Genomic DNA, 21,587 nt, shown 5'->3' with positions numbered 1-21,587 from the left:
TAAAGATTAGATAATAAAGATGTAGAAACAATGGAGAGTTTTTCTTTTCGTTGTTGGTTACAATGCAAAATATAGCGTAAAAATGAGAGAGTGCTTTTGAACGTTCTACGTGTTCCCATTGCATTACGGTTATTTTTGACAGTCTTGCTCACCACATTGCTTATTGCGACTGCAAGCTTGAGCGTTTTGCACTGGACCATGCAAAAGAACTTTGCCAAATATGTGGCTGACGTTGAAATGCAGAAACTAGACCGCCTCATTACCAATCTTGGCGATGTCTATACGGTGTACCATGATTGGGGGAATGCGATTCAGGCACAGATTTTACAAATCGAAGGAACCGCGGCTCCCGATGACTACGATCGTCTTTCGCAGTGGTGGCTCCGTCGCCAATATGACATTGCCATACAGCAGCATTCTTTCGATGAACATGCCCTTATTAATATTTCACCGCAAGTTGCACCGACAAATAAAAATACTATTTTTAGTGATGAAGAGTTAAGAGCACTCGAGCAAAATTTACCTTCACAGTATCAACCTTTTGAAGGATTACGTTTCCCTTTAAGTGCAAACCAGTTTCGTCCAAGTGATGATAAAAATAAATCAAAGAAGGGAAGCTTAAAAGATATTGAAACCCAAAATGGGAAGAAACGTTTTATCGCTTTACCAGACCGTTTAGGATTGAGTTCGCGTCTATCTCTATATGATGCACAGCACCAGTTTGTGGTAGGTGAACCGCCTTCTTCAGATCAAATGTCATTTCGCCCGATTATTTTAAACAATAAAGTCGTGGGATATTTAGGTTTAAAGCCTGTTTTAGATAAAGAAGATGCTTTGAGTATTAATTTTTTTAGTAATCAAAAGCGTTATTTACTCTTAATCTATGCTTTAACCTTACTATCAAGTTTAGTTGCAGCACTGTTAATGGCGACTTATTTTAAAAAGCCAATTCAGCGTTTATTAAATGCAACCAATGAATTAACCAAAGGAAATTATCAACACCAAGTGGTCATTAAGCGAAATGATGAGCTAGGTGATTTATCAACCCAGTTGAACCATTTGGCAGAGATTTTACATCAGCATGAAGAGTCACGACGTCAATGGGTGGCAGATACTTCTCATGAGTTAAAAACTCCTTTGGCTGTATTGCAAGCACAAATTGAAGCGATGCAAGACGGGATTCGAAAAGCAACCCCAGAACATTTAGATGCGATGATGCGTCAGGTTTCAAGCTTGAAAAAATTGACCCAAGATCTTGCAGACTTAGCGCAGGCAGATGCTCAGCAGCTTAAGTGTTATTTGAGTTCTGTAAATCCTTGGGAAGTAGTATTACAAGAAGTTGAAAACTTTAAACCAAAACTTGAGCAGGCTGGTCTCGAAATTCAAGTTGAAGGAACAAGTTCTCCGCTATTATTAGATCGTGATCGGTTTAAACAGATTGTTGTTAATTTAATTAGTAATAGTATTCGTTACACGGAAACAGGTGGCAAAATTCATATTCATACAAGTCAGACTCCTCAAGAGTGGACTTTGTATGTGGATGACAGTCCGTTTGGTTTAAGTGATGAGCAGTTATCCCGTTTAGGTGAACGTTTCTATCGCGTAGATGATTCGCGTACGCGTAGTACAGGTGGAACAGGGCTGGGCTTAGCTTTGTCTTGTAAGATTGCGCAGGCGCTTGGTGGTACACTCAGTTTTGAACATTCACCATTAGGTGGTTTACGTTGTGTACTTACTTTTAAAAAGCAGAGTTAAATATAAAAGGAAAAATATCTCATGAAACATGTGATGTTGGTTGAAGATGAAGTCGAATTAGCGCATTTGGTGCGTGATTATCTTGAAGCTGCCGGTTTTGAAGTAAGTATGTTTCATGATGGTCAAGATGCCTATGCGAGTTTCCAGCAACGTAAACCTAATTTAATGATTCTGGACTTAATGGTTCCACGAATGGATGGTTTAACGATTTGCCGTAAAGTTCGTGAACAGTCAGACTTACCGATTATTATGGTCACTGCCCGTACCGAAGAAATTGACCGAGTATTAGGTCTTAACATGGGTGCTGATGATTATGTATGTAAGCCATTTAGTCCGAAAGAGTTAGTTGCTCGTGTACAAGCTGTGCTACGTCGTTTAGAGCGTAAGGCCGAGCCTGAGCAAAATGATTCTTTCCGCATCGATAAAGCACAACAAAGAATTTGGTATCAACAAAAATCATTGAGCTTAACGCCAACCGAATTTCGTTTACTTGAGCTATTTTTAGAGCATGTGGGGCAAGTTTATTCACGTGCACAATTATTAGATCACATTAATCCAGATAGCTTTGATGTTGCCGATCGTGTGATTGACAGCCATATCAAAAACTTGCGCCGAAAAATTAGTGAAGCAGCTGAAACTGGTAACCGCCATGAGTGGATTCAAGCAGTTTATGGTGTAGGTTATCGCTTCGAATATCCTGAAGAGTAAGTCTTTATAAAAGTTATTCTGTGGATAACCACAATGTTATCCACAGAAAATGTGGATAGTTTTAAAGATTTTATGGATAAATTATAATCTCGGTATGATTGGGTGCTAATTGCCAAATTTCATCTATATCTGCAATACAGTCCAGCCTTACTAAACTTTATCCTTCTTTTAAATATTTCTTTTTTATGTTTACTCACGTATCTGAGGGAATAGTGGCTTAAAATAGCTCACAATTTAAGTTTACCTCTTAAGCTTCTAAGTTATTTGGTTAGCTTAAATAAGAGGCTAAGAATAATAATAAGTTATATACTATTTTCTTTATGCTTTATAAAAATTCAAATATGAAGAAACTATTCATGGCTTTTGCTTTCACGATTACTACGTCAAGTTTTGCTGGCTTACCTGAAATGATGAAGATTTATAATAATCCATCATTAGCACCCAATACTGACTATTGTGCTGTCACTGATGATAATTGTAAGGCTTTTACTGCCTTAGCTAAGCATTGGCAGAGTATTCCCAAAAACTATCGCTATCATGGATTCGATATTAGAAAGCAAGCGGCTGATGGTGATGGCTATGGATTAAACAAAGGTTATTATTACCGCCAAGATCGAACAATTGAGCTTATAGAAGGTGGGGAAGTCTACTACGATTTATCTAGTCCAAGAAAAGAGGCCATTTTTGCTAGAGGCTTAGCTGTCCTTCTTTATATTGAAGATAAAAATGGTTGGGCAAAAGACTAATTATTTTTTTAATAGCAAAAATAACTTTTATATATTAAATAAAATAGGTAGCAATGAATTTTCAACTGCTATGTTTCCTTCAGTTTTTTATCAGCTCTTAAAGTACCTGACATTCATTGTGGGGTAACTGAGAAGCATGTTTCTACTCCTAAGAACAAAAGAATCCTAGCAGCTATAGAAGTACCTTTAATGAGCGGCTATCTATATACCCATCAATCTGTATTGAAGACTAAAGGGGGCAAGAGTCGCCCCAAGTTAAGTAGATGCACCTATTTGATCCTTCTACTAATCAAAATGACGTCGATTATTTAGAGAGTTTAGCTGGTGCAATTAGTACGGAGCCTATCAAAATAGGTCAAAACAATTTATATCCAGCCTATAGTTCTAAAGATGATTAGAGACCTTCAAAAAAATACTTAGGAATGGAATTCAAGTTTGATTTATAAAACTACTGCGACTCAGGTTGTCGCTTGTGTGTTGATACTTAAAAAAACACTATATATAGTATTCAGGGAAATAATGTGATGAGATTCACACTATAAAAAACTAGAACATTTTAGAATATACCCTATAGGTATCTCTATTTGGCTCTAATTGCGATTATTTTGCGTTATTCGCAATGAAGCGGGGTGTTTTCATATTCTCTATAGCAAATCGCTATATGGAGCTTAAAATGACAAATAAGCGCACACCCCACTTGACACATCACTTTTCTATGTTATTATTTATAGTGCAAAGTTTATATTTTTGTAGACGCAAAAAAGCCGCAACAGAGATGTCGCAGCTTCTTTGAAAAACTTAGATAAACCAAGCAAATGTATAAGGTGGATCAAAGTAGTCAATATTGATAACAAAATTGCAGTTTTGTTATCGACTTCTTAAATCTAGGAACCAATTGTACAGTTTCTTGTACAACTCTACAACTTAAAAATTGTAAGCGAGCTACAGATATGCAATAGGTTCCTATTTTTGAAGCGACTATTTCCACCGCCTTTAAACTTGTACATGGAGGAAATATAAATGTACAAACTACCGAAAATAGGTACACACAAGGCGCAGTTGTTAATTCAATTGTTAAATGGAAATGTCGTTCGTAATTCTAAAGCTAAAAATGATTTAGATAGTGCGAACCCAGCAACAGCAATGAGTCAACTTAGACTTGATGATAATTGGAATGAATATATCGAAAGAAAAAGCATTCCTAGTAAATCAAGTACGGGGCATGATGTATACGTTAAAGAGTATTACATGGATGCTGCGACTATTATGAAACTCAAAGCTAATGATCCAAGAATTGAAAAATACTTAGATCAGCATCGCAAGTCATAGATAAACTTAGCTTTAAAAAGAAGGTATCTTTCGAGATGCCTTTTTTATTACTCAATTAATCATGAATCTAATTTCATATATTATTCTTTAATGTTTAAGAAACTCTCTTAAGTGTTGAGAATGACTTAAGAGAGTTTAGTTTTTTTAATATTAAGATGAACAGCTTACTGCTACATCTGGAACATCACTTGGTAACGGCCCTAAATCTTGTGGTTGCTCAAGCTCTGGTTGTCTTGTGTAAGGATGATTAAGTAGTTTAAATAAACGATCTACTTCACTAAAATCATCTCGTTCAGCTGCTTCAATAGCACGCTGCGCCATGTGATTACGCAAAATATAAACTGGATTTGCTTTTTGCATATTCGCATCCAGCTCATCAATATCTTGATGTTCACGAATGCTTTCATATTGGTTAAGAAACTCATCAAACTGTCGAATATCAAGACAATCATCTCGTAAAGCTTTGAATTCTTTATTTTGAAGACGAATAAAACTTTGAGTGTAATCGAGTTGTTCAGTTTGTAAGACTCTTAAAAACGCAAAACTACAATCAAGGCTGTCTTTATGGAAATGAGGAAGTCCCATTTTTTGACATAAACCTTGTCCATAGTGTTCTAAAAAGATTGGTTCAAATTGTTCTAAGCAACGTGCTAACTCTTCTTTGAACTCATCTTTTTGTTCAGATTCAGCGAGAGGAATTAAGTTGTTTAGCCACGTCCATAAGTTCCAATGGCCTATACTCGGTTGATTTTGATAAGTATAACGACCTTGGTAGTCTGAGTGATTGTTGATCCAGTTGGGGCGGAAACGCTCCATAAATCCATATGGCCCAAAATCGAGTGTTGAGCCGGTAATATTTAAGTTATCAGTATTCATCACGCCATGAGCAAACCCAACCAATTGCCATTTCGCAATCATGATCGCAGTACGCTCAACTACCTTTTTGGCAAAAGATAAAGTTGGATTTTCGGTTTCTAGACATTCTGGATAATGCCATTCAATACATTTTTGAGTGAATTCTGACAGCAATTCAGGCGCATATTGATTAATCCATTCAAAATGCCCTAAACGGATATGACATTCAGATGTTCTGAGTAGCATTGCGCCTAACTCTAGTTTTTCGCGCTGTACGCCTTGAGTCGAGGTTGTGAAACCGACTGCATGACTAGATGCGACACCTAAAGCATTTAAAGCATGTCCGGCTAAATATTCACGTACCACAGAGCGTAATACTGCTCGTCCATCTCCCATTCTTGAATAAGGGGTAGGGCCTGCACCTTTGAGGTGTAGATCGATGGTTTGACCCTTTGTATTGAGTATTTGCGCAATCAGTAAACCACGACCATCACCGAGTTGTCCTGCCCATTGTCCAAATTGGTGGCCAGCGTAGACCATCGCCAGAGAAGGGAATTCAGAGAAAGTACGCTGTCCGCTACAGATTTCCACCCATGCATTTTTTTCGTCTTCTGACCATTGCAGTTCATCAGCCAAAGCACTGTTAAAATGTCCTGCTTTTGCACCACGTAAAAGTGATGGCTGCTGAACATGAAATAATTTAGACGGAAGTGAAGGGTAGAGCGGATTAAACTGCATAGGCTTAGCAAAATAGAAAGAGCAGATTTCACTATACCATAGTTAAAAAGCAGGCATAAAAATAGCTCCCGAAAGAGCTATTTTAGATCAGAATTTATTTTAGTCTGACACCACATTGGTATTCTTTTTAACACTACGCATGAGTGTTTCTAAGCATTCGCGGTGATGACTTAAACGGTGTTCAAGCAATTGGAAATCAACTTTAAGCTTATGATCCATTCTATGAATCTTTTCAGCCATTGCTGCTTTTTTCGCTTGTAACTCTTGTTCTTTAAGTTTTGCCCAATCATTTAATGTATGTGTAAATGCTTCGTACTCTTGTGCAATACGTTGCTTCATTTGAGTAATGTCTGCATTTACATCATGACCATAAATAGCGAGGTCTTGTTCAGCGTATTTAAATTTCATCGCCAGTTCTGCTTTTTTAATATTAAAGCTTGGAATACGACGTAAATTTTTAGCTAAACCAATTTTAGAACATGACCAGATCAACCATTTTGTTGGGTCATATTGCCACCATTTCACACCATTACGATAGTCGTATTGGAAGATATGGTGATAGTTGTGGTAACCCTCGCCCCAAGTGGCAATAGCTAACCAGAAATTATCACGTGCTGAGTTTTCGTCTGTATAAGGACGTTTACCAAACATATGGCAAAGCGAGTTAATAAAGAATGTAACTTGATGGCTAATGATTAAACGTAAGAGACCACCTAGAAGGACTACACCCCATAGGTCGCCAGTTGCCCAACCGATTAAACCTAAAATACCAACATGAACTGCAACTACAAGTAGCGCGTAATATTTATGCTGGAACATGACCAATTTATCATTGAGTAGGTCTGGTGCATTTTTAAAGTCTGGCTCAGATGGTGAATGATCGCGGATCATCCAACCCATATGGGCATACCAAAAACCACGCTCAATTGAATACGGATCTTCATCAACATCATCAACATGTCGATGGTGAGTACGGTGACCAGATGCCCAGAACAAAATACTATTTTGTACGGCAAATGTTCCACCGATCATTAAAAGAATTTTAAGCGGTAACGACGCTTCATAAGCTCGGTGAGCCCAAAGGCGATGGTAACCAGCAGTAATCCCCATACTACTTAGAGCTAAAAGAAAAAATAAGCTTACCCATGCGCTTACACTAAAATCATAAAAATACGCATAAATCGGGATTATGATTGCGGCAAGAATTGGTAAACCAATTAAGGTAATGCTAGCGGTCCAGTTAATTGGGGCTTTGAGTGGGGCGGAAGTCATATCCGGCAGCGCTCCTAGAATCCTTGTGAAACAAGGTACAAAGACAAAACGACATAGCAAAACCAATCATCAAGATATATTGCTATTCTATCCTTCATATTAGCACGTGCTTAGTGAGAATCACTAGCATTATTGTACAGATGTATTGAAAGAACCGTAACAGAATTAAACTATGTCAAAGAGTTTTTCAAGCAGGAGAAGTTGTTTAATGAACGTACAACGATTGAAAAAAAAGAACAGCATTGATATTTCAAGAAAATTATCATTGAAGTGTGTCTTAGTCACAGTCAGTCTTGTATTAGCCGCATGTCAAAGTGCACCCGAACAAACTACGAAAAAAGTTCAAACAAAAAGAACAGTACACCAGACTCAAGCACCTGTTGTAAAAAAGAGAGTGAGTCCAGATGGCATTCAAGATATTGATTGGCAGATCACTCAGATCAGTGGTCATAAGGCAAAATTCTTTAACCAATGGCCCACTCTTTCACTGAACTCAGCAGTCAAAACAGTATCGGGACATACTGGCTGTAATGCTGTTTTTGGCCGTTATACATTTAATTTCAGTCAGCAAAAACTTGATATGCAAGTAAATGCAGGCCATTCAAGCTGTGATGGTGCTTTGGCTCAAGAAGCAGAGCTGGTAGATGCTTTGCAACGTATTCAACGCTTCCAACTCGTAGGTAATACGCTATATCTACTTGACCAGAGTGGTCAGCGCCTCATTCAGGCACAAAAGAAATAAAAGGTGGTTTTTACCACCTTTTTTATATTTATAGGGCTTCTAACATCGTGGTTGGAATATCTGTAATTAAGCCCTGAATCTCTAAATCACGCAGTCTTTTTGCTCTTTCTACATCATTGACTGTCCACACACTAATGTTCAAACCAGCTTGATGTGATAGTTGGATCATTTCATCTGTCGCCAGCTGATCGTGCCAACCAATATGACCGCACCCATATTGATGCGCGAGTTCAATTGCTGTTGCCCCAATAGGAAGTTCAACTAACAATCCACGTTTAAATTGAGAGTTGATATCGCGTAAGGCTGTTAAAATTTGAAGATCAAAACTTGTGATGGTGACGACTTTCTCAAAACCATGTAATTCCGTCTCGAGTTTTTGAACGAGCTTTTCGGCCAATGCCATATCTCTTACAGCTTTAACTTCAACTTCAATATGATCGAAATTATCAAGTAAGTTTAAAACACCTGTAAGGGTCGGTGTTGGTTCAGAAGTTGGCCAATTGGGCCAGCCTTGCCGATGATCGAATGACAACGCTTGAGCCAAAGTCGATTGCTCTACAATTTGATCGACTCCAGCTGTACGCAAAAAATTGTCATCATGAATAACAACTAACTCTTGGTCTTGAAGCTGACGAATATCGAATTCGACACCACGAATACCTAAATTTTTTATGTGCTGAAACCCACCAAGTGTATTTTCAGGAGCTTCTCGGCGTGCACCACGATGACCAATAATGCGCATAATTTTCTTCTATGAAATATTTTGACTATGGTCTCTTTAAAAAGAGCAGAGACCATGTTTAATCTAATCTATTTTTAAATAATCTCATTAATATTTTTTTGCCAAAGTACTTCTTGGCCACCTTCAGCACGCTGTAAAGCGCGTGATGCGACAAATAACCAGTCAGATAGACGGTTTAAAAGTTGGAGTGCTGTAGCTTGAATATTTTGATCACGAGTCTGTACTGACATGAGCGATCGTTCTGCACGGCGGCAAACGGCACGGGCTTGATGAGCATAACTACAAGATAAAGAACCAGACGGTAGGATAAACTCTTTAAGCATCGGTAAGTCTTCATTCATACGGTCAATTTCTTTTTCAAGAAATTCAATACAAACCGGCTGGAGTAGATTGTAATTTGGAATACAAACCTCTCCACCTAAATCAAAAAGCCAATGTTGAATCAGACTTAAGCTTTTATCCCAATCAGCCTTATCATTTACTTGGCTATCTGTGATTTGAGCACGAAGTACCCCAATAATGGCGTTGAGTTCATCAACATCACCAAGTGCTGTAATTCGTAAATCATCCTTGGCAACACGAGAACCATCGCCTAAACCTGTTGTACCTGAGTCGCCTGTGCGTGTATAGATTTTGCTTAAACGGTGTCCCATGATGGATATCCTGAACATAAAAAAGGGATAATGTCGGTCAGAACATTACCCCGAAACTGGAGTTAAGAAAATATTTTTATAGTTGGCGTGAGAAATTAATAACGGAAAGTGACCCCAACAGAAGCTTGACGGCCTGTATTAACATACCAGTCATTTGAAGGATAAGTATTTAATACTTCACGATACTGAACATCACCTACGTTTTGAATATTGGTAAATACTTTCACGTTAGGAATAATATTCCAGTAAGCATTTAAGTCCACAGTCGCGTAACCAGGCACTCGCATAGAATTGGCTGAGTCTGCATAAGATTTCGCTCTAGCAATTAATGAAGCACTAATTCCATATACTGCATTTTCTAAACCTGTGCTTATAGTGAGAGTCTGGCGAGGACGGTAGGCAATTTCTGTATTATCTTTTTCATTTTCTGTTTTTACGTAAGCATATTCAGTGGACAAGAATAGATCATCCTGACGCCACTTAATTCCAGCTTCACCACCTGTAAAGTTTGCTTTAGCTATATTTGTATTAGTACCAGCATTGTAGGCGATAAGATCTTTAATTTTTGTATGATAAACAGAAAAATTAGTACTCACATTTGATGTAAGATCGTAGTTCATACCCATTTCATAAGAAGTACTTTCTTCTGGGGCTAAGTTCTCATTGCCTCCCCATTGAGAATATAGTTCATTTAAGGTCGGAGCTCTGAAAGCACTGCCGATATTTGCATATACACTAGCATTAGGTAAGAAATGATAGCGTATAGCACCTTGTCCAACAGTATGAGTACCAAAGCGTTGGTTGTCTTCTAAACGAACACCGATTTGGGTGTCAAAAAGATCATTTTTGAGTTGATGCTGTAAATAATACCCTGTGCTATTTACACTTTTATCTGAGTTAAGAATGGTATTACTTTTATAATTTGCATCGTTATAGGTAGCACCAACTAAAATATTTTGGTTTGGAGTGAATTTCCATTTCAGGTTTAAATCACTCTCATTATTTTCAGTATTGTAATATGAGCCATAAGCAGGAACATTTTGTTTATCCTGAACATTTGCATAGTGTGCATTAATGATGAGATCAGGTAAAATATTATAAGCAACTTTAGTGTTAATAACTCGATTTTCGAACTGACGTTGTGCTGTATTGGTTATGTAGTCATTACTAAAAACGTTAGTGCCTTTATTTTCACTAATTGAAGCAGAAGCATCTATTAAGTTTTCTTGGAAGAAACCTATTTTAGCGTGATAGCCTTTTTGATCATAACCGGCTTTTTCATTTTCTGGCTGGCTTTCAAAAATACGTGTTCCATCACTTTCTAAGCGTTGCCCACCTACTTGTGCATAGAACCCTTGGTCAGTCACGAGATTGGCATTAACAATAGTCTTATAAGTATTATTTTCACCATAAATACCAGTTAGCTCAGCTCCTGTTTTCTCTGGTTTTTTAGAAATTAACTGGACGACACCACCAATCGCATCACTACCATATTGAACAGATGCCGGCCCTTTTAAAATTTCGATTTGTTGAACATCTGTTGTATCTAAAAATGCCGGATATAATGGACCAAGCTCATTTTGACTATTTAAACGAGCGCCATCTTTAAGAACTAATGTATGAACTGATTTAGTGCCGCGAAGTGAAATTTCAGAAATCTGACCTAGACCACCGCTTTGTTTTATATAAACAGAAGGATCGCGTTGAATAATATCTGAAACGTTTAGTAATGGATTCTGTTCAATTGTTTTTTCATCAATTACTGAAATACGCGCCGGAACCTCACTAGCTTTTTCAGCACTTTTTGAAGCAGTCACTACAATTGGATCAAGCTGAGTTACATTCGTTGTATCTTCAGCAAAAATAACAGGTGAAAACCCCATCGCAATAGCGATAGCCCCTACCAGACGAGTAGGTTGAAAAGACTTAGACATAACATGCTCCATACATTCACCCCACGTGAATGATCGGGTAGATAGATGAAACAAGTAGGTCTCCGGACTTCAGCGCCATATTTAATTTATGGACATATTCACCTTCCCACATCACTGCAGTGGTGTAAGTCGAGAACGACTTAAAAAATATGCTTTACATTGTTACCGTTGCGGGGGCAGTGCCGGACTTTCACCAGCTTCCCTAAAGCATGAATTGCTTACACTTGCTTCCAATTTTACGCAGTATAAAGTGGCGATTTACTTCATACAATGTCATTTGGAGCAATTCCCTGAGAACTTTTACGCAAGGGACAAAAATTGCATTACAATGGCGCTTATTTTAAGAAATGGTTGTAGTTTAGGCAGATCATGAGCCCATCAAACCAAAAACGTACACGAGCAAAAATCTGTGGAATTACTCGCATTCAAGATGTTCAGGCAGTTGTTGCTGCTGGAGCAGATGCGATTGGTTTTGTTTTTTTCCCGCCAAGTCCAAGACATGTAACGGTTGAACAGGCCCAAGAATTAGCAAAAGTAATTCCACCTTATGTACAAATGGTAGGTTTGTTTGTAAATACGAGTGCTGCTGAAATTCAGGATGTACTTGATTGTGTTCCCCTAGATGTATTACAACTACATGGCGATGAAACTCCAGAACAATGTCAGGAAATTGCTCGCCATTGTAAACGTCGCTGGTATAAAGCGATTCAGGTTAAACCTGATCTGGATGTAGTTGCTGAAATTCAAAAATATCAGGCAGCTGGTGCCAGTGCTGTATTGCTCGATGCGTGGCATCCTGAGCTCAAAGGGGGCACAGGACATCAGTTTGACTGGTCTAAATTCCCAAAACTTGATATTCCCTTAATCTTGGCAGGTGGTTTAACCCCTGACAATGTCATTGACGCTATTCATACTACCGGTGCTTTTGCAGTAGATGTGAGCGGAGGCGTAGAGTCCGCAAAAGGTATAAAAGACCAACAACTCATTGAACGATTTATGCAAGGAGTCCAACGTGGATCAGCAAAACAATGTGATTGACTATACACAGTACCCAGATGCTGCAGGGCATTTCGGTATCCATGGCGGACGTTTTGTGTCAGAAACTTTAATGGCGGCATTAGAAGATTTAGAAAATCTCTATTCCCGCATGAAAAATGATGAACAGTTTTTGGCAGAATTCGACCGTGACCTCGCCTACTATGTAGGTCGTCCTAGTCCACTTTATTATGCTGAGCGATGGTCAAAAGAGTTAGGTGGTGCGCAAATTTACCTTAAACGTGAAGACTTGAACCATACAGGCTCACACAAGGTAAACAATACGATTGGTCAGGCGTTATTGGCAAAGCTTTCTGGTAAAAAACGTATTATTGCCGAAACTGGTGCTGGGCAGCATGGTGTAGCAACAGCAACAATTGCAGCACGTTTAGGTCTTGAATGTGTTGTTTATATGGGTGCTGAAGACGTTAAGCGTCAAGCCATGAACGTTTATCGTATGCGTTTGTTGGGTGCTACAGTTGTTCCTGTACAAAGCGGCTCTAAAACGCTGAAAGACGCCATGAACGAAGCGATGCGTGACTGGGTAACCAACGTTGATACGACGTACTATGTGATTGGTACAGTTGCAGGTCCGCATCCATATCCTCAACTCGTTCGTGACTTCCAGTCGATTATTGGTCGTGAAGCACGTAAACAGATTTTGGAACAAGCAGGTCGCTTACCAGATGCATTAGTTGCCTGTGTAGGTGGTGGTTCAAATGCAATGGGCTTGTTCTATCCATTCTTAAACGATGCCAACGTGAAAATGTATGGTGTTGAAGCAGCTGGTTTTGGTATTGAAACTGGTAAACACTCTGCGCCATTAAATGCGGGTCATGTGGGTGTATTGCACGGTAACCGTACTTACTTGATGAGTGATGAACAAGGCCAGATTATTGAGACACATAGTATCTCGGCGGGCCTTGATTATCCGGGTGTCGGTCCTGAACATAGCTTCTTGAAAGATATGAAGCGCGTAGAATACGTGCCGATTAATGATACAGAAGCTTTGCAAGGTTTTCGTGATTTAACCAAAATCGAAGGGATTATTCCTGCACTTGAAAGCTCTCATGCGATGGCCTATGTGTCTAAGCTTGCACCGACGATGTCTAAAGATCAGATTATTATTGCGACTGTTTCAGGTCGTGGTGACAAAGATTTAATGACAGTTGCACGCATTGATGGCGTAGAAATGGTCGAGATGTAAGAGGATACAATGCCAAGTTTGTTTATGGTGATGTTAGGTGGGCGTCATGCACGTGCTAATACAGAAGTTCATGATGTAGTCATGGCGGTAGGAGATACTTTGGAAGAAGTTTATCCTCAACTTAAACAGGCTTGGTTTGGTGAGGCTCAAGGATTGCATATTGATGCTTGGGCCAAGCTCTCAGGAGTTAGCTCTCAAGGACAAAATTATCAAATTCACTTTACAGATGCTGCTCCACAACCAGATGATTTAAAATTATATTTAATTAATCTGGGGGGATATAATGCAAGTGAATTCGGTGAACTTCACCGTTATGAGTTTGTGGTTGCACCGAATGCGGTAGTTGCCAAACAATTAGGTAAACAATTTATAGATCGGCAGTGGCAAAAAGCACATACAGATCGAGTCATTGATATTGATGACTGCTTAGCAATAGATTGTGTAGCAGGGCGCTATATTCATTTAATAAAAGGCGATTTTGCTGAAACAATTTGGGAAAATACGTATTTGACCGTGGTATAGGTCATTTGAAATCTAATATTCATATGGAAGTGGGTAAATGGATTTAATTCAAGAAAATGGACAGCCTCGCTACGGGCGTTTTGAATCTGTACCGTCAACCATTCACGTACAACATTATATTTATAAAACCCCTTACGGTAAGGTCCTTAAAGGCTGGCGTAAGCAATTAAAATATAAAAAAATTAAATTCTGCGGCATTCAACATAAACACTATAGTATTGGTCTGGCAATTGCAGATATTGGCTGGGTTGGGCACGGTTTTTTCTATATTTATGACCATGAAACAGAGCAAGTCATCGAGTGGAATGCGATTCAGCCTTTGGGGCATAAAACCTACCTTGATGAACAGCCCTTATTTAATCAAAGTTATTTTTCTAAATCGCCTTATCAGTTTGATATCCAGCATGCGAATGGTGTGCGATACATTCGAGTCACTAAATATGGTGAGATTCAGCTTAGCGCTCGTATTTTTTGTGCTGGAACCGATATATTAAGTTTGTGTACACCAACTGGCATCAATGGTTGGACTTATACCCAAAAGCAGACCACATTGGCTGTAGAGGGAATGTTTATTAATAAGCAAAACCAAGTCGTACAATTTGATGAAAAGACATTTGCCTCTTTAGATGATACCTGCGGTTTTTTGCGACCTGAAACGGCTTGGTTCTGGCTTTCATGTAATTTCTGGGATGAGCAAGGGCGTCGTATTGGTTTAAATTTAGCTTCTGGTGTTAATGAAAGTTTTGGTAATGAAAATTGCTTATGGATTAACGGAGTTTTATTTCCACTAACTGATATTTTATTTGAAAAAGTAAATGATGAGCTTTGGCAAATTAGCTCTTTAGATCAAAAACTTAATCTACAGGTCCATATTGGTTGGTGCCGATACGAAAATATTAATTTAAGAATGATTGGCAGTCAGTTTAACCAGTGGCAAGCTAAAATTAGCGGAACGATTGAGCATGAGGCAACCGATATCATCAATTGCAATGAGCAATACGGTTTACTAGAACAACATTATGCAAAATGGTAACAAGCAGGTTATAAACCTGCTTGCCAGAATGCCTCACCAGCTGCAATAGGATCATTGGTCTTTTCGAGTGTTTCAATCCAAACAGGATATTGACGAATGACTGGATGCTGACTTGGATGAAAGTCTTTTTTAAACCAATCTAAATATTGGTTTTTCATAGCGGTTAATGTGCCATTTTTGCCAAAGAACCAAGGTAAACCTTTAAGATTCATCAAGAGTCTTTCTCTTGGACTAAAGCCATCACATTTCAACATGATGTTGGTGCGATAGAGTGTAAAGCCAAACATCAGTACTGTTGTAAGAACCAATACAAAACGACGAGTTGACTCAGGAACTTCACCCACCTGTTTCATGACATCAAAAGCAACATCGCGGTGCTCCATCTCTTCAATGGCATGCCAAGCAAACAGTGCTCGGACATAGGGGTGAGCATTTTCCAAAGTTTTTTTATGGCTATAAAAGGTTTCTGCCATTAGCGCTGTTAAATGTTCCGCTGCCGCTGTCATCGCAATATTGTATTGTGGTGAGCGTTTGGTGAGTTCAAAACGAAAAATTCTTTTAAGTGTGGCTGTGAACTGGTCAACAGGCATACCTTGCTCTTTCATGAGCTGATTCATTTTGTCATGAGCAATACCGTGTTGAGCTTCTTGTTTAATAAAGTCTGCAACCCGTTTTTGTAGTTCGGGATCATCAATTTTGTCTCGGAACATACGGACACATTCAATAAAATAACGCTCTCCATCTGGAAAGGTTAAGCTGAGCGCATCAAACATACGAGTCAAAAAAGGATCATTATTAAACCAAAAGCGAGGCGCTTCGTTTAAATGAAAATCCAGATCTTTACGAACTACTGGCTCGACCTGATAAGAAACATGTGCGTTCATATTTTTATTTCTCGCATCTAACATGTTCATTAGTATGTCGCTAATAGTCGGCTTTGTTTTGACAGTTATTGCCAATTTTTATACAGTTTGCGACAAGATGGCATTAAAAAAAGGATGAGCCATGCAGGATTTTACGATTTCAAATGGCTACTTTTATCTTTGGAATACTTATCTAAAAGAAAAAGGAATCGATTGGCAGGCATTAAACCTTACAGATGTTCAGGCCCGTCAAGTTCAAAATATTTTAGCTTCATCTATTGATGCTCAATCTTCTTTAAACTTTTTTCTTGAACTTTTAGAGCTGACAGAGTCTCGTCTACAAGTTTCTAATTTAGCCCTAGAAATGGCAACTTGTATTACACCTGCCAATTTTGGTGTACTGGGATATATGGCTTCTCGGAGTGGGAGCTTTGCAGAGGTTCTTGAATATGTCATGAAATTCCATCGTCTCGTGATTGACGGTGAGCAAGTCGTGCCTATGCAAGTTGAACAAGATGCTTCTAATATCCGTTTGTATTGGCCCTTAGTTGATGCCAGTAATATCATACTTTGTGAGCTGACTTTAGCTGCTATGGTTCAGCTTGCTAAACAAATTGCTCCTTTCCATGATTTTCTCTTGCAGCATGTTGAGTTTGTGCACCGCTCACGTGGTCCATTAGTTCACTATCAGCGTTTCTTTCAATGTAAATTATCATTTGAGCAACCTTACTATGCATTAACTTTTGCAAGTGAGGGATTGAATGTTCGTCCTCGACATGCAGACCCCAGCTTAATGCAACTTTTAGTGAAACAAGCAGAAGAGGCATTAGCTCAGCGGAAAATACATACAGATTTAGCCCAGCAAATACATTGGATTGTTCATGAATATTTTAAACACAAGCAACAAGCCCCTAAAATAGAGGATATTGCCATCGAGTTGAATATTTCAGTACGAAGCTTGCAGCGTCAATTACAGTCATTAAATACTTCATTTAAATTAATTTTAGATACTGAACGCATGAAACGCTGTGAAATATTACTTCACCAAAATGAAAGCCTCACCACAATTGCTGAACAGTTGGGATATTCGGATCAGTCGGCACTTGCACGGGCTCATAAAAATTTGACAGGACAAACTTTACTCACGCGGAAAAGGGAATTACAACTCGCCAATAAAAATATTGCGAAATAAGTTTTGTGTGATTATTTTTTGATCGGACGGCAATCTAATAATGGCTCGAAAATAGGAAGCTTTGATCATTGAGAAAAGTTTCAAAATATTGATAAATGTACACCATGGGTTGTATGAATCATACAATCGAATATCGCCATAACGTTAGACCTGTTCAATGGACAAAAAATAGCGTTAAAATGCGATGTTCTTGTATTTCTACAAACAACTCCTCAATTTTAAATAATTCAAGGAAAGCACAACCCTATGTCACGTCTTGCCACCCGTTTTGAAAAGCTTAAGTCCCAACAACGTAAAGCGCTTGTATCTTATGTTATGGCGGGTGATCCACAGCCACAAGTAACGGTTCCGTTACTGCATAAAATGGTTGCAGCAGGAGTAGATGTCATTGAGCTTGGTTTACCATTTTCAGATCCAATGGCTGATGGTCCGGTAATTGCGCTTGCAGCTGAACGTGCGCTTGCGGCAGGGACTAACACGTTGGATGCACTCAACATGGTAAAAGAGTTCCGTGAGCAGGATCAGGAAACACCTGTTGTTTTAATGGGTTATCTGAATCCGGTTGAAGTGATTGGTTACGAGAAGTTTGTTTCTCATGCGAAACAATGTGGTGTAGATGGCTTATTACTTGTGGATTTACCACCAGAAGAGTCAAAAGAATTTGGTGCGGTGTTGAAACAACATGATATGGACCAAATTTTCTTACTTGCACCAACTTCTACAGATCAACGCATTCAACATGTGACAAATCAGGCAAGTGGTTTTATTTACTACGTTTCACTTAAGGGTGTAACTGGAGCAGCAACACTTGATACGGCAGAAGCTGCTGCACGTATTCAAAAAATCAAAAATGCCACTAATATTCCAGTGGGTGTTGGTTTTGGTATTAGTGATGCCGCTTCAGCAAAAGCAATGGGTAGCGTTGCTGATGCCGTGATCGTAGGTAGTGCTTTCGTTAAAAATTTTGCAACGTTGGCAGCGGATGACGCTGTTGAACAGACGGTGAGTAAAGTCAAGGAGCTTCGAGCAGCGCTCGATGAGTTAGTATGAATCAAGAAGTGAAACCAGGGAAAGTTCTTAGCCCTTCGACACCATGGACAAAACGTCCGGTTCCAGGTATTGAAGTAGCAGATGAGCAACAAATTCTCAAAGCAACATTTACTGAGCCAACGATTGAATGTCCTGAATGTCATGCACTAGTGACACGTACAGCAATTTCTTTCAATGCATATGTTTGTCCGCAATGCGACGAACACTTACGAATGAAAGCTCGTGACCGCTTGAACTGGTTCTTTGATAATGTTGTAACTGAATTGGGTCAAGAATTTACTGCAAAAGATCCATTAAAGTTTGTTGACTCTAAACCGTATCCAGATCGTATGCGTGAAGCGCAAAGCAAAACTGGTGAAACGGAAGCGTTAATTGCCATGCAAGGTAACTTAAATGGCGTAGATATGATTGCATGTGCTTTTGAGTTCGACTTTATGGGCGGCTCAATGGGTACAGTTGTCGGTGACCGTTTTGTAAAGGCCGCCGAGCTTGCAATTGAAAAACGTCAGCCATTAATCTGTTTCGCAGCTTCTGGCGGCGCGCGTATGCAAGAAGGTATGTTGTCGCTTATGCAAATGGCGCGTACTTCTGCCGCGATTCAAAAATTAAAAGATGCTGGCTTACCATATATCGTTGTGTTAACACATCCTGTGTATGGTGGTGTAACAGCTTCTTTAGCAATGTTGGGTGATATTCATATTGCTGAACCTAAAGCGATGATTGGCTTTGCTGGTAAGCGTGTAATTGAGCAGACTGTACGTGAAACTCTTGAAGAACCGTTCCAACGTGCTGAATATTTGCTTGATCATGGTGTAATCGATCAGATTGTTCATCGTCATGCTTTACGTGATACTGTATCTCGACTTGTATCGAAATTGATGAACTTACCTTGAACCAACAAGCTCCACTTTCAATAGACTCTTTAGATACATGGCTCAATTATTGGAGCCATGTTCACGTTACAGGGATAGATCTTGGTCTGGAACGTGTAATTCCTGTTGCAGAAAAGCTGGGTGTAACTCAGCCTCATGCTAAAGTTTTTACAGTAGCCGGAACGAATGGTAAAGGCTCAACCACAACCACACTGGCTGCGATATTAAACGCACAAGGTTATAAAGTTGGGTTATATCAGTCACCGCATATCTATCGCTTTAATGAGCGAGTTAAATTAGGTGGGGTAGAAGTCGATGATCAAATTCTGATTGATGCTTTTGTTCAAGTCGATCAGGCTCGTCGCGATTGTGATTTAAGCTTATCTTTTTTTGAAGCAACCACTTTGGCTGCTTTTGTTATTTTTAAACAACAACAATGTGATGTATGGGTGCTTGAAGTTGGTCTGGGCGGACGCTTAGATGTTGTCAATGTGATTGATCCCGACATTGCAGTAATTACTAATATTGGCCTAGATCACACAGATTGGCTAGGCGATACCGTCGAAAAAATTGCTTTTGAAAAAGCAGGCATTATTCGTCCATATATTCCGGTTATCTTCGCGGGTGAGCAACCATTGCCGCAAGCAATTCAAGATAAAGCACAAAGTTCACAAGCAGACTTATATACCGTTAATCGTGATTATTTTTATAAGCTCGCAGAAGATGGACAAAACTGGTACTTTGCTTCGGAAGGAACCACTTTAAAACTTCCTTTAGGTACATTAGCGATTGAAAATATTGCAGGAGCGGTTGCGGCCATTTTAAATAGTGGACTTGAGATTTCTCAGTCAGCATTAGAAAAAGGTATCCAATCTGCTCGCTTAGCTGGACGTTTTGAACAGCGTCAAGTGGATGGGAAGACGGTCATTTTTGATGCTGGGCACAATCCACATGGTGTTGAATTTTTGTTAAAGCAATTGCGAAATTTCTTAGAATACCATAAACAGTACACAGAAGTTGTCGCAGTATTTTCAATGCTGGCAGATAAAGATATAAAATCAGTAGTCGATTTATTGAAACCTACTGTTTTACATTGGAAAATTGCTGAATTGAATGTGCCGCGTGCTGCACCGATTCAGCAACTCAATGATGCCTTGCAAGGCCAGACAGTACAACAATATGGCAATATCAAAGAGGCTTTTAAATCAGCGCTTGAGCAAACAAATAACAATCAGCTGATTTTGGCCTGTGGTTCGTTTCATACTTTAGAAGCGATTTGGGAGTATTTGGAAGAATGTCAATGAATAACAAACAACGCTGGATGGGTGGCGTTGTTTTACTAGGAGGTGGTGTTTTATTGGCAGCATTGCTTCTAAAAGGAAATGAGGAAATAAAACAGGTTGAAGCTCAACCATCCGCATCCACATCGCCAAAAACTCAAACTAAACCAAAACAGACAACTGAAGGGCAAATGGTACAACTACAACCGCTTGCGGTTGATGTTGAAACTGAAAAACGTTTGCTAGAAGAACAGCGTCGTGCGCGTGAAAAGGCCGTTGCTGAACAAGAAGCACGTGCAGCTGAGTTCTTAGCAATGCAGCAGCAAGCTGAAGCTGATGCTGCTCGTAAAGCTGCAGCAGAGTACGCTGCTATTAATGCGCGCCGTACAGCGGCTCAAGAAAGTTCAGATAATATTCCACCGGAGTTAGTGGGTGAGGCGAAAGCTAAAAACCAGCAAACCAATACGGTGAATAAAACAACTGATACTTCAAAAATAGATGCAGACAAAAAAGCTGCTGAAGCAAAACGCCAAGCAGAAGCAGACAAGAAAGCGGCTGAAGCTAAACGACAGGCAGAAGCAGACAAAAAAGCAACTGAAGCAAAACGTCAAGCGGAAGCAGACAAGAAAGCAGCTGAAGCTAAACGACAGGCAGAAGCTGATAAAAAGGCTGCAGAAGCGAAACGCCAAGCAGAAGCAGACAAGAAAGCTGCAGAAGCGAAACGCCAAGCAGAAGCTGATAAAAAAGCCTCTGATGCTAAACGAAAAGCTGAAGCTGAAAAAGCGCGTGAGCTGCTTGAAAATGGCGATAAAAAGTGGATGGTTCAAGTCGCTTTGGCTGCTAACCAAGCCAATGCAGATGCAGTTGTTTCTAAATTACGAGCTAAAGGCTATAAGGTCACTACAAGCCCAACCAGTAAGGGTATTCGTATTATGGTTGGACCTGCAAAAGACCGTGATACAGCAGATGCTGCGCGTAAGAAAATTACTTCTGATTCAAGTTTAAACATGAAATCAGCGTGGGTGATTGACTGGGTACCGTTAGACCAACGTTAACCAA

The 21,587-nt window shown here is 39.4% G+C and carries 20 protein-coding genes, 1 pseudogene and 1 riboswitch; of the genes and pseudogenes, 14 read left to right on the top strand and 7 right to left on the bottom strand.

The annotated features are described in order from the left end of the window. Positions 1-96: 96 nt before the first annotated feature. On the top strand, positions 97-1,755 hold the full coding sequence (gene baeS, locus J536_RS08360; RefSeq protein ID WP_032062590.1) for a sensor histidine kinase efflux regulator BaeS: 1,659 nt from the start codon (positions 97-99) through the stop codon (positions 1,753-1,755). A 21-nt stretch (positions 1,756-1,776) separates the two neighbouring features. Further along, the gene (locus tag J536_RS08355; RefSeq protein ID WP_002116101.1) at positions 1,777-2,463 is read left to right on the top strand and encodes a response regulator; all 687 of its coding nucleotides are present in this window, start codon (positions 1,777-1,779) and stop codon (positions 2,461-2,463) included. A 70-nt stretch (positions 2,464-2,533) separates the two neighbouring features. Here J536_RS08355 and J536_RS26465 read toward each other — a convergent pair. Then, positions 2,534-2,608: pseudogene (locus J536_RS26465) on the bottom strand (L,D-transpeptidase catalytic domain protein); the annotation flags it as partial. A gap of 211 nt (positions 2,609-2,819) precedes the next feature. Here J536_RS26465 and J536_RS08350 point away from each other — a divergent pair. Next, positions 2,820-3,209, top strand: coding sequence for a hypothetical protein (locus J536_RS08350; protein WP_228130709.1), 390 nt, complete (start codon positions 2,820-2,822; stop codon positions 3,207-3,209). 1,020 nt (positions 3,210-4,229) lie between these two features. Then, complete coding sequence (locus J536_RS08345) at positions 4,230-4,538, top strand: hypothetical protein (protein ID WP_032062584.1); 309 nt, start codon at positions 4,230-4,232, stop codon at positions 4,536-4,538. 150 nt (positions 4,539-4,688) lie between these two features. Here the strand turns inward: J536_RS08345 and J536_RS08340 are convergent, their stop codons facing one another. Then, complete coding sequence (locus tag J536_RS08340) at positions 4,689-6,131, bottom strand: protein adenylyltransferase SelO (protein ID WP_032062582.1); 1,443 nt, start codon at positions 6,129-6,131, stop codon at positions 4,689-4,691. 99 nt (positions 6,132-6,230) lie between these two features. Further along, positions 6,231-7,403: an acyl-CoA desaturase gene (locus J536_RS08335; protein WP_017385625.1), complete on the bottom strand. Its 1,173-nt coding sequence runs from the start codon at positions 7,401-7,403 to the stop codon at positions 6,231-6,233. 208 nt (positions 7,404-7,611) lie between these two features. Here J536_RS08335 and J536_RS08330 point away from each other — a divergent pair, with 208 nt between their 5' ends. Then, the gene (locus J536_RS08330) at positions 7,612-8,145 is read left to right on the top strand and encodes an META domain-containing protein (protein WP_032056709.1); all 534 of its coding nucleotides are present in this window, start codon (positions 7,612-7,614) and stop codon (positions 8,143-8,145) included. Positions 8,146-8,173: 28 nt separating this feature from the next. Here J536_RS08330 and J536_RS08325 read toward each other — a convergent pair whose 3' ends face one another. From J536_RS08325 to J536_RS08315, 3 genes are all read right to left on the bottom strand, one after another. Then, on the bottom strand, positions 8,174-8,887 hold the full coding sequence (locus J536_RS08325) for a glycerophosphodiester phosphodiesterase (RefSeq protein ID WP_032056708.1): 714 nt from the start codon (positions 8,885-8,887) through the stop codon (positions 8,174-8,176). 74 nt (positions 8,888-8,961) lie between these two features. Then, a complete protein-coding gene (locus J536_RS08320) occupies positions 8,962-9,540 on the bottom strand; it encodes a cob(I)yrinic acid a,c-diamide adenosyltransferase (protein ID WP_032056707.1) in 579 nt (192 codons plus the stop codon). Between the two features lie 95 nt (positions 9,541-9,635). Next, positions 9,636-11,486, bottom strand: coding sequence for a TonB-dependent receptor plug domain-containing protein (locus J536_RS08315; protein ID WP_080776812.1), 1,851 nt, complete (start codon positions 11,484-11,486; stop codon positions 9,636-9,638). A 23-nt stretch (positions 11,487-11,509) separates the two neighbouring features. Continuing rightward, positions 11,510-11,717: riboswitch (cobalamin riboswitch) on the bottom strand. A gap of 126 nt (positions 11,718-11,843) precedes the next feature. On the opposite strand from J536_RS08315, the gene J536_RS08310 reads away from it, so the two are divergent. The 4 genes from J536_RS08310 to J536_RS08295 are packed head-to-tail and all read left to right on the top strand — an operon-like array spanning position 11,844 to position 15,271. Then, entirely contained in the window at positions 11,844-12,512 is a 669-nt protein-coding gene (locus J536_RS08310; RefSeq protein ID WP_032056705.1) for a phosphoribosylanthranilate isomerase, read from the top strand. Next, positions 12,487-13,716 (top strand): tryptophan synthase subunit beta, encoded by a 1,230-nt coding sequence (gene trpB / locus J536_RS08305; protein WP_002116129.1) that lies wholly within the window; start codon positions 12,487-12,489, stop codon positions 13,714-13,716. Before J536_RS08310 ends, trpB begins: the two co-directional genes overlap by 26 nt. Positions 13,717-13,725: 9 nt before the next feature. After that, on the top strand, positions 13,726-14,238 hold the full coding sequence (locus J536_RS08300; protein WP_005072710.1) for a DUF1543 domain-containing protein: 513 nt from the start codon (positions 13,726-13,728) through the stop codon (positions 14,236-14,238). Between the two features lie 37 nt (positions 14,239-14,275). Next, positions 14,276-15,271: a DUF2804 domain-containing protein gene (locus J536_RS08295; RefSeq protein WP_032062580.1), complete on the top strand. Its 996-nt coding sequence runs from the start codon at positions 14,276-14,278 to the stop codon at positions 15,269-15,271. 8 nt (positions 15,272-15,279) lie between these two features. Here the strand turns inward: J536_RS08295 and J536_RS08290 are convergent, their stop codons facing one another. After that, complete coding sequence (locus J536_RS08290; RefSeq protein ID WP_005072715.1) at positions 15,280-16,155, bottom strand: metal-dependent hydrolase; 876 nt, start codon at positions 16,153-16,155, stop codon at positions 15,280-15,282. 121 nt (positions 16,156-16,276) lie between these two features. On the opposite strand from J536_RS08290, the gene J536_RS08285 reads away from it, so the two are divergent. The 5 genes from J536_RS08285 (at position 16,277) to J536_RS08265 (ending at position 21,583) form a co-directional block, all read left to right on the top strand. Next, positions 16,277-17,326 (top strand): AraC family transcriptional regulator, encoded by a 1,050-nt coding sequence (locus J536_RS08285; RefSeq protein WP_032062579.1) that lies wholly within the window; start codon positions 16,277-16,279, stop codon positions 17,324-17,326. Positions 17,327-17,572: 246 nt separating this feature from the next. Then, a complete protein-coding gene (gene trpA, locus J536_RS08280; protein ID WP_032062578.1) occupies positions 17,573-18,376 on the top strand; it encodes a tryptophan synthase subunit alpha in 804 nt (267 codons plus the stop codon). After that, on the top strand, positions 18,373-19,269 hold the full coding sequence (gene accD, locus J536_RS08275; protein ID WP_002116475.1) for an acetyl-CoA carboxylase, carboxyltransferase subunit beta: 897 nt from the start codon (positions 18,373-18,375) through the stop codon (positions 19,267-19,269). Before trpA ends, accD begins: the two co-directional genes overlap by 4 nt. Further along, positions 19,266-20,552, top strand: a complete 1,287-nt coding sequence (folC, locus tag J536_RS08270) for a bifunctional tetrahydrofolate synthase/dihydrofolate synthase (RefSeq protein WP_032062577.1) — start codon at positions 19,266-19,268, stop codon at positions 20,550-20,552. The genes accD and folC overlap by 4 nt, the downstream gene beginning before the upstream one ends. Next, positions 20,543-21,583, top strand: coding sequence for an SPOR domain-containing protein (locus J536_RS08265; protein ID WP_032062576.1), 1,041 nt, complete (start codon positions 20,543-20,545; stop codon positions 21,581-21,583). The genes folC and J536_RS08265 overlap by 10 nt, the downstream gene beginning before the upstream one ends. Positions 21,584-21,587: the final 4 nt, after the last annotated feature.

The organism is Acinetobacter sp. 809848 (genome assembly GCF_000581275.1).
GTDB lineage: Bacteria > Pseudomonadota > Gammaproteobacteria > Pseudomonadales > Moraxellaceae > Acinetobacter > Acinetobacter pittii.
The sequence above is the reverse complement of the archived record's forward strand: the minus strand, read 5'-3'. Positions and strand labels throughout refer to the sequence as shown.

Coding starts and splice junctions, on each gene's coding strand:
- J536_RS08290 (WP_005072715.1), bottom strand. CDS start 16,155: ATGAACGCACATGTTTCTTATCAGGTCGAGCCAGTAGTTCGTAAAGAT.
- accD (WP_002116475.1), top strand. CDS start 18,373: ATGAATCAAGAAGTGAAACCAGGGAAAGTTCTTAGCCCTTCGACACCA.
- J536_RS08340 (WP_032062582.1), bottom strand. CDS start 6,131: ATGCAGTTTAATCCGCTCTACCCTTCACTTCCGTCTAAATTATTTCAT.
- trpA (WP_032062578.1), top strand. CDS start 17,573: ATGTCACGTCTTGCCACCCGTTTTGAAAAGCTTAAGTCCCAACAACGT.
- J536_RS08315 (WP_080776812.1), bottom strand. CDS start 11,486: ATGGAGCATGTTATGTCTAAGTCTTTTCAACCTACTCGTCTGGTAGGG.
- J536_RS08320 (WP_032056707.1), bottom strand. CDS start 9,540: ATGGGACACCGTTTAAGCAAAATCTATACACGCACAGGCGACTCAGGT.
- J536_RS08295 (WP_032062580.1), top strand. CDS start 14,276: ATGGATTTAATTCAAGAAAATGGACAGCCTCGCTACGGGCGTTTTGAA.
- J536_RS08300 (WP_005072710.1), top strand. CDS start 13,726: ATGCCAAGTTTGTTTATGGTGATGTTAGGTGGGCGTCATGCACGTGCT.
- J536_RS08265 (WP_032062576.1), top strand. CDS start 20,543: ATGTCAATGAATAACAAACAACGCTGGATGGGTGGCGTTGTTTTACTA.
- J536_RS08310 (WP_032056705.1), top strand. CDS start 11,844: ATGAGCCCATCAAACCAAAAACGTACACGAGCAAAAATCTGTGGAATT.
- J536_RS08350 (WP_228130709.1), top strand. CDS start 2,820: ATGGCTTTTGCTTTCACGATTACTACGTCAAGTTTTGCTGGCTTACCT.
- J536_RS08355 (WP_002116101.1), top strand. CDS start 1,777: ATGAAACATGTGATGTTGGTTGAAGATGAAGTCGAATTAGCGCATTTG.
- J536_RS08285 (WP_032062579.1), top strand. CDS start 16,277: ATGCAGGATTTTACGATTTCAAATGGCTACTTTTATCTTTGGAATACT.
- J536_RS08325 (WP_032056708.1), bottom strand. CDS start 8,887: ATGCGCATTATTGGTCATCGTGGTGCACGCCGAGAAGCTCCTGAAAAT.
- J536_RS08335 (WP_017385625.1), bottom strand. CDS start 7,403: ATGACTTCCGCCCCACTCAAAGCCCCAATTAACTGGACCGCTAGCATT.
- J536_RS08330 (WP_032056709.1), top strand. CDS start 7,612: ATGAACGTACAACGATTGAAAAAAAAGAACAGCATTGATATTTCAAGA.
- J536_RS08345 (WP_032062584.1), top strand. CDS start 4,230: ATGTACAAACTACCGAAAATAGGTACACACAAGGCGCAGTTGTTAATT.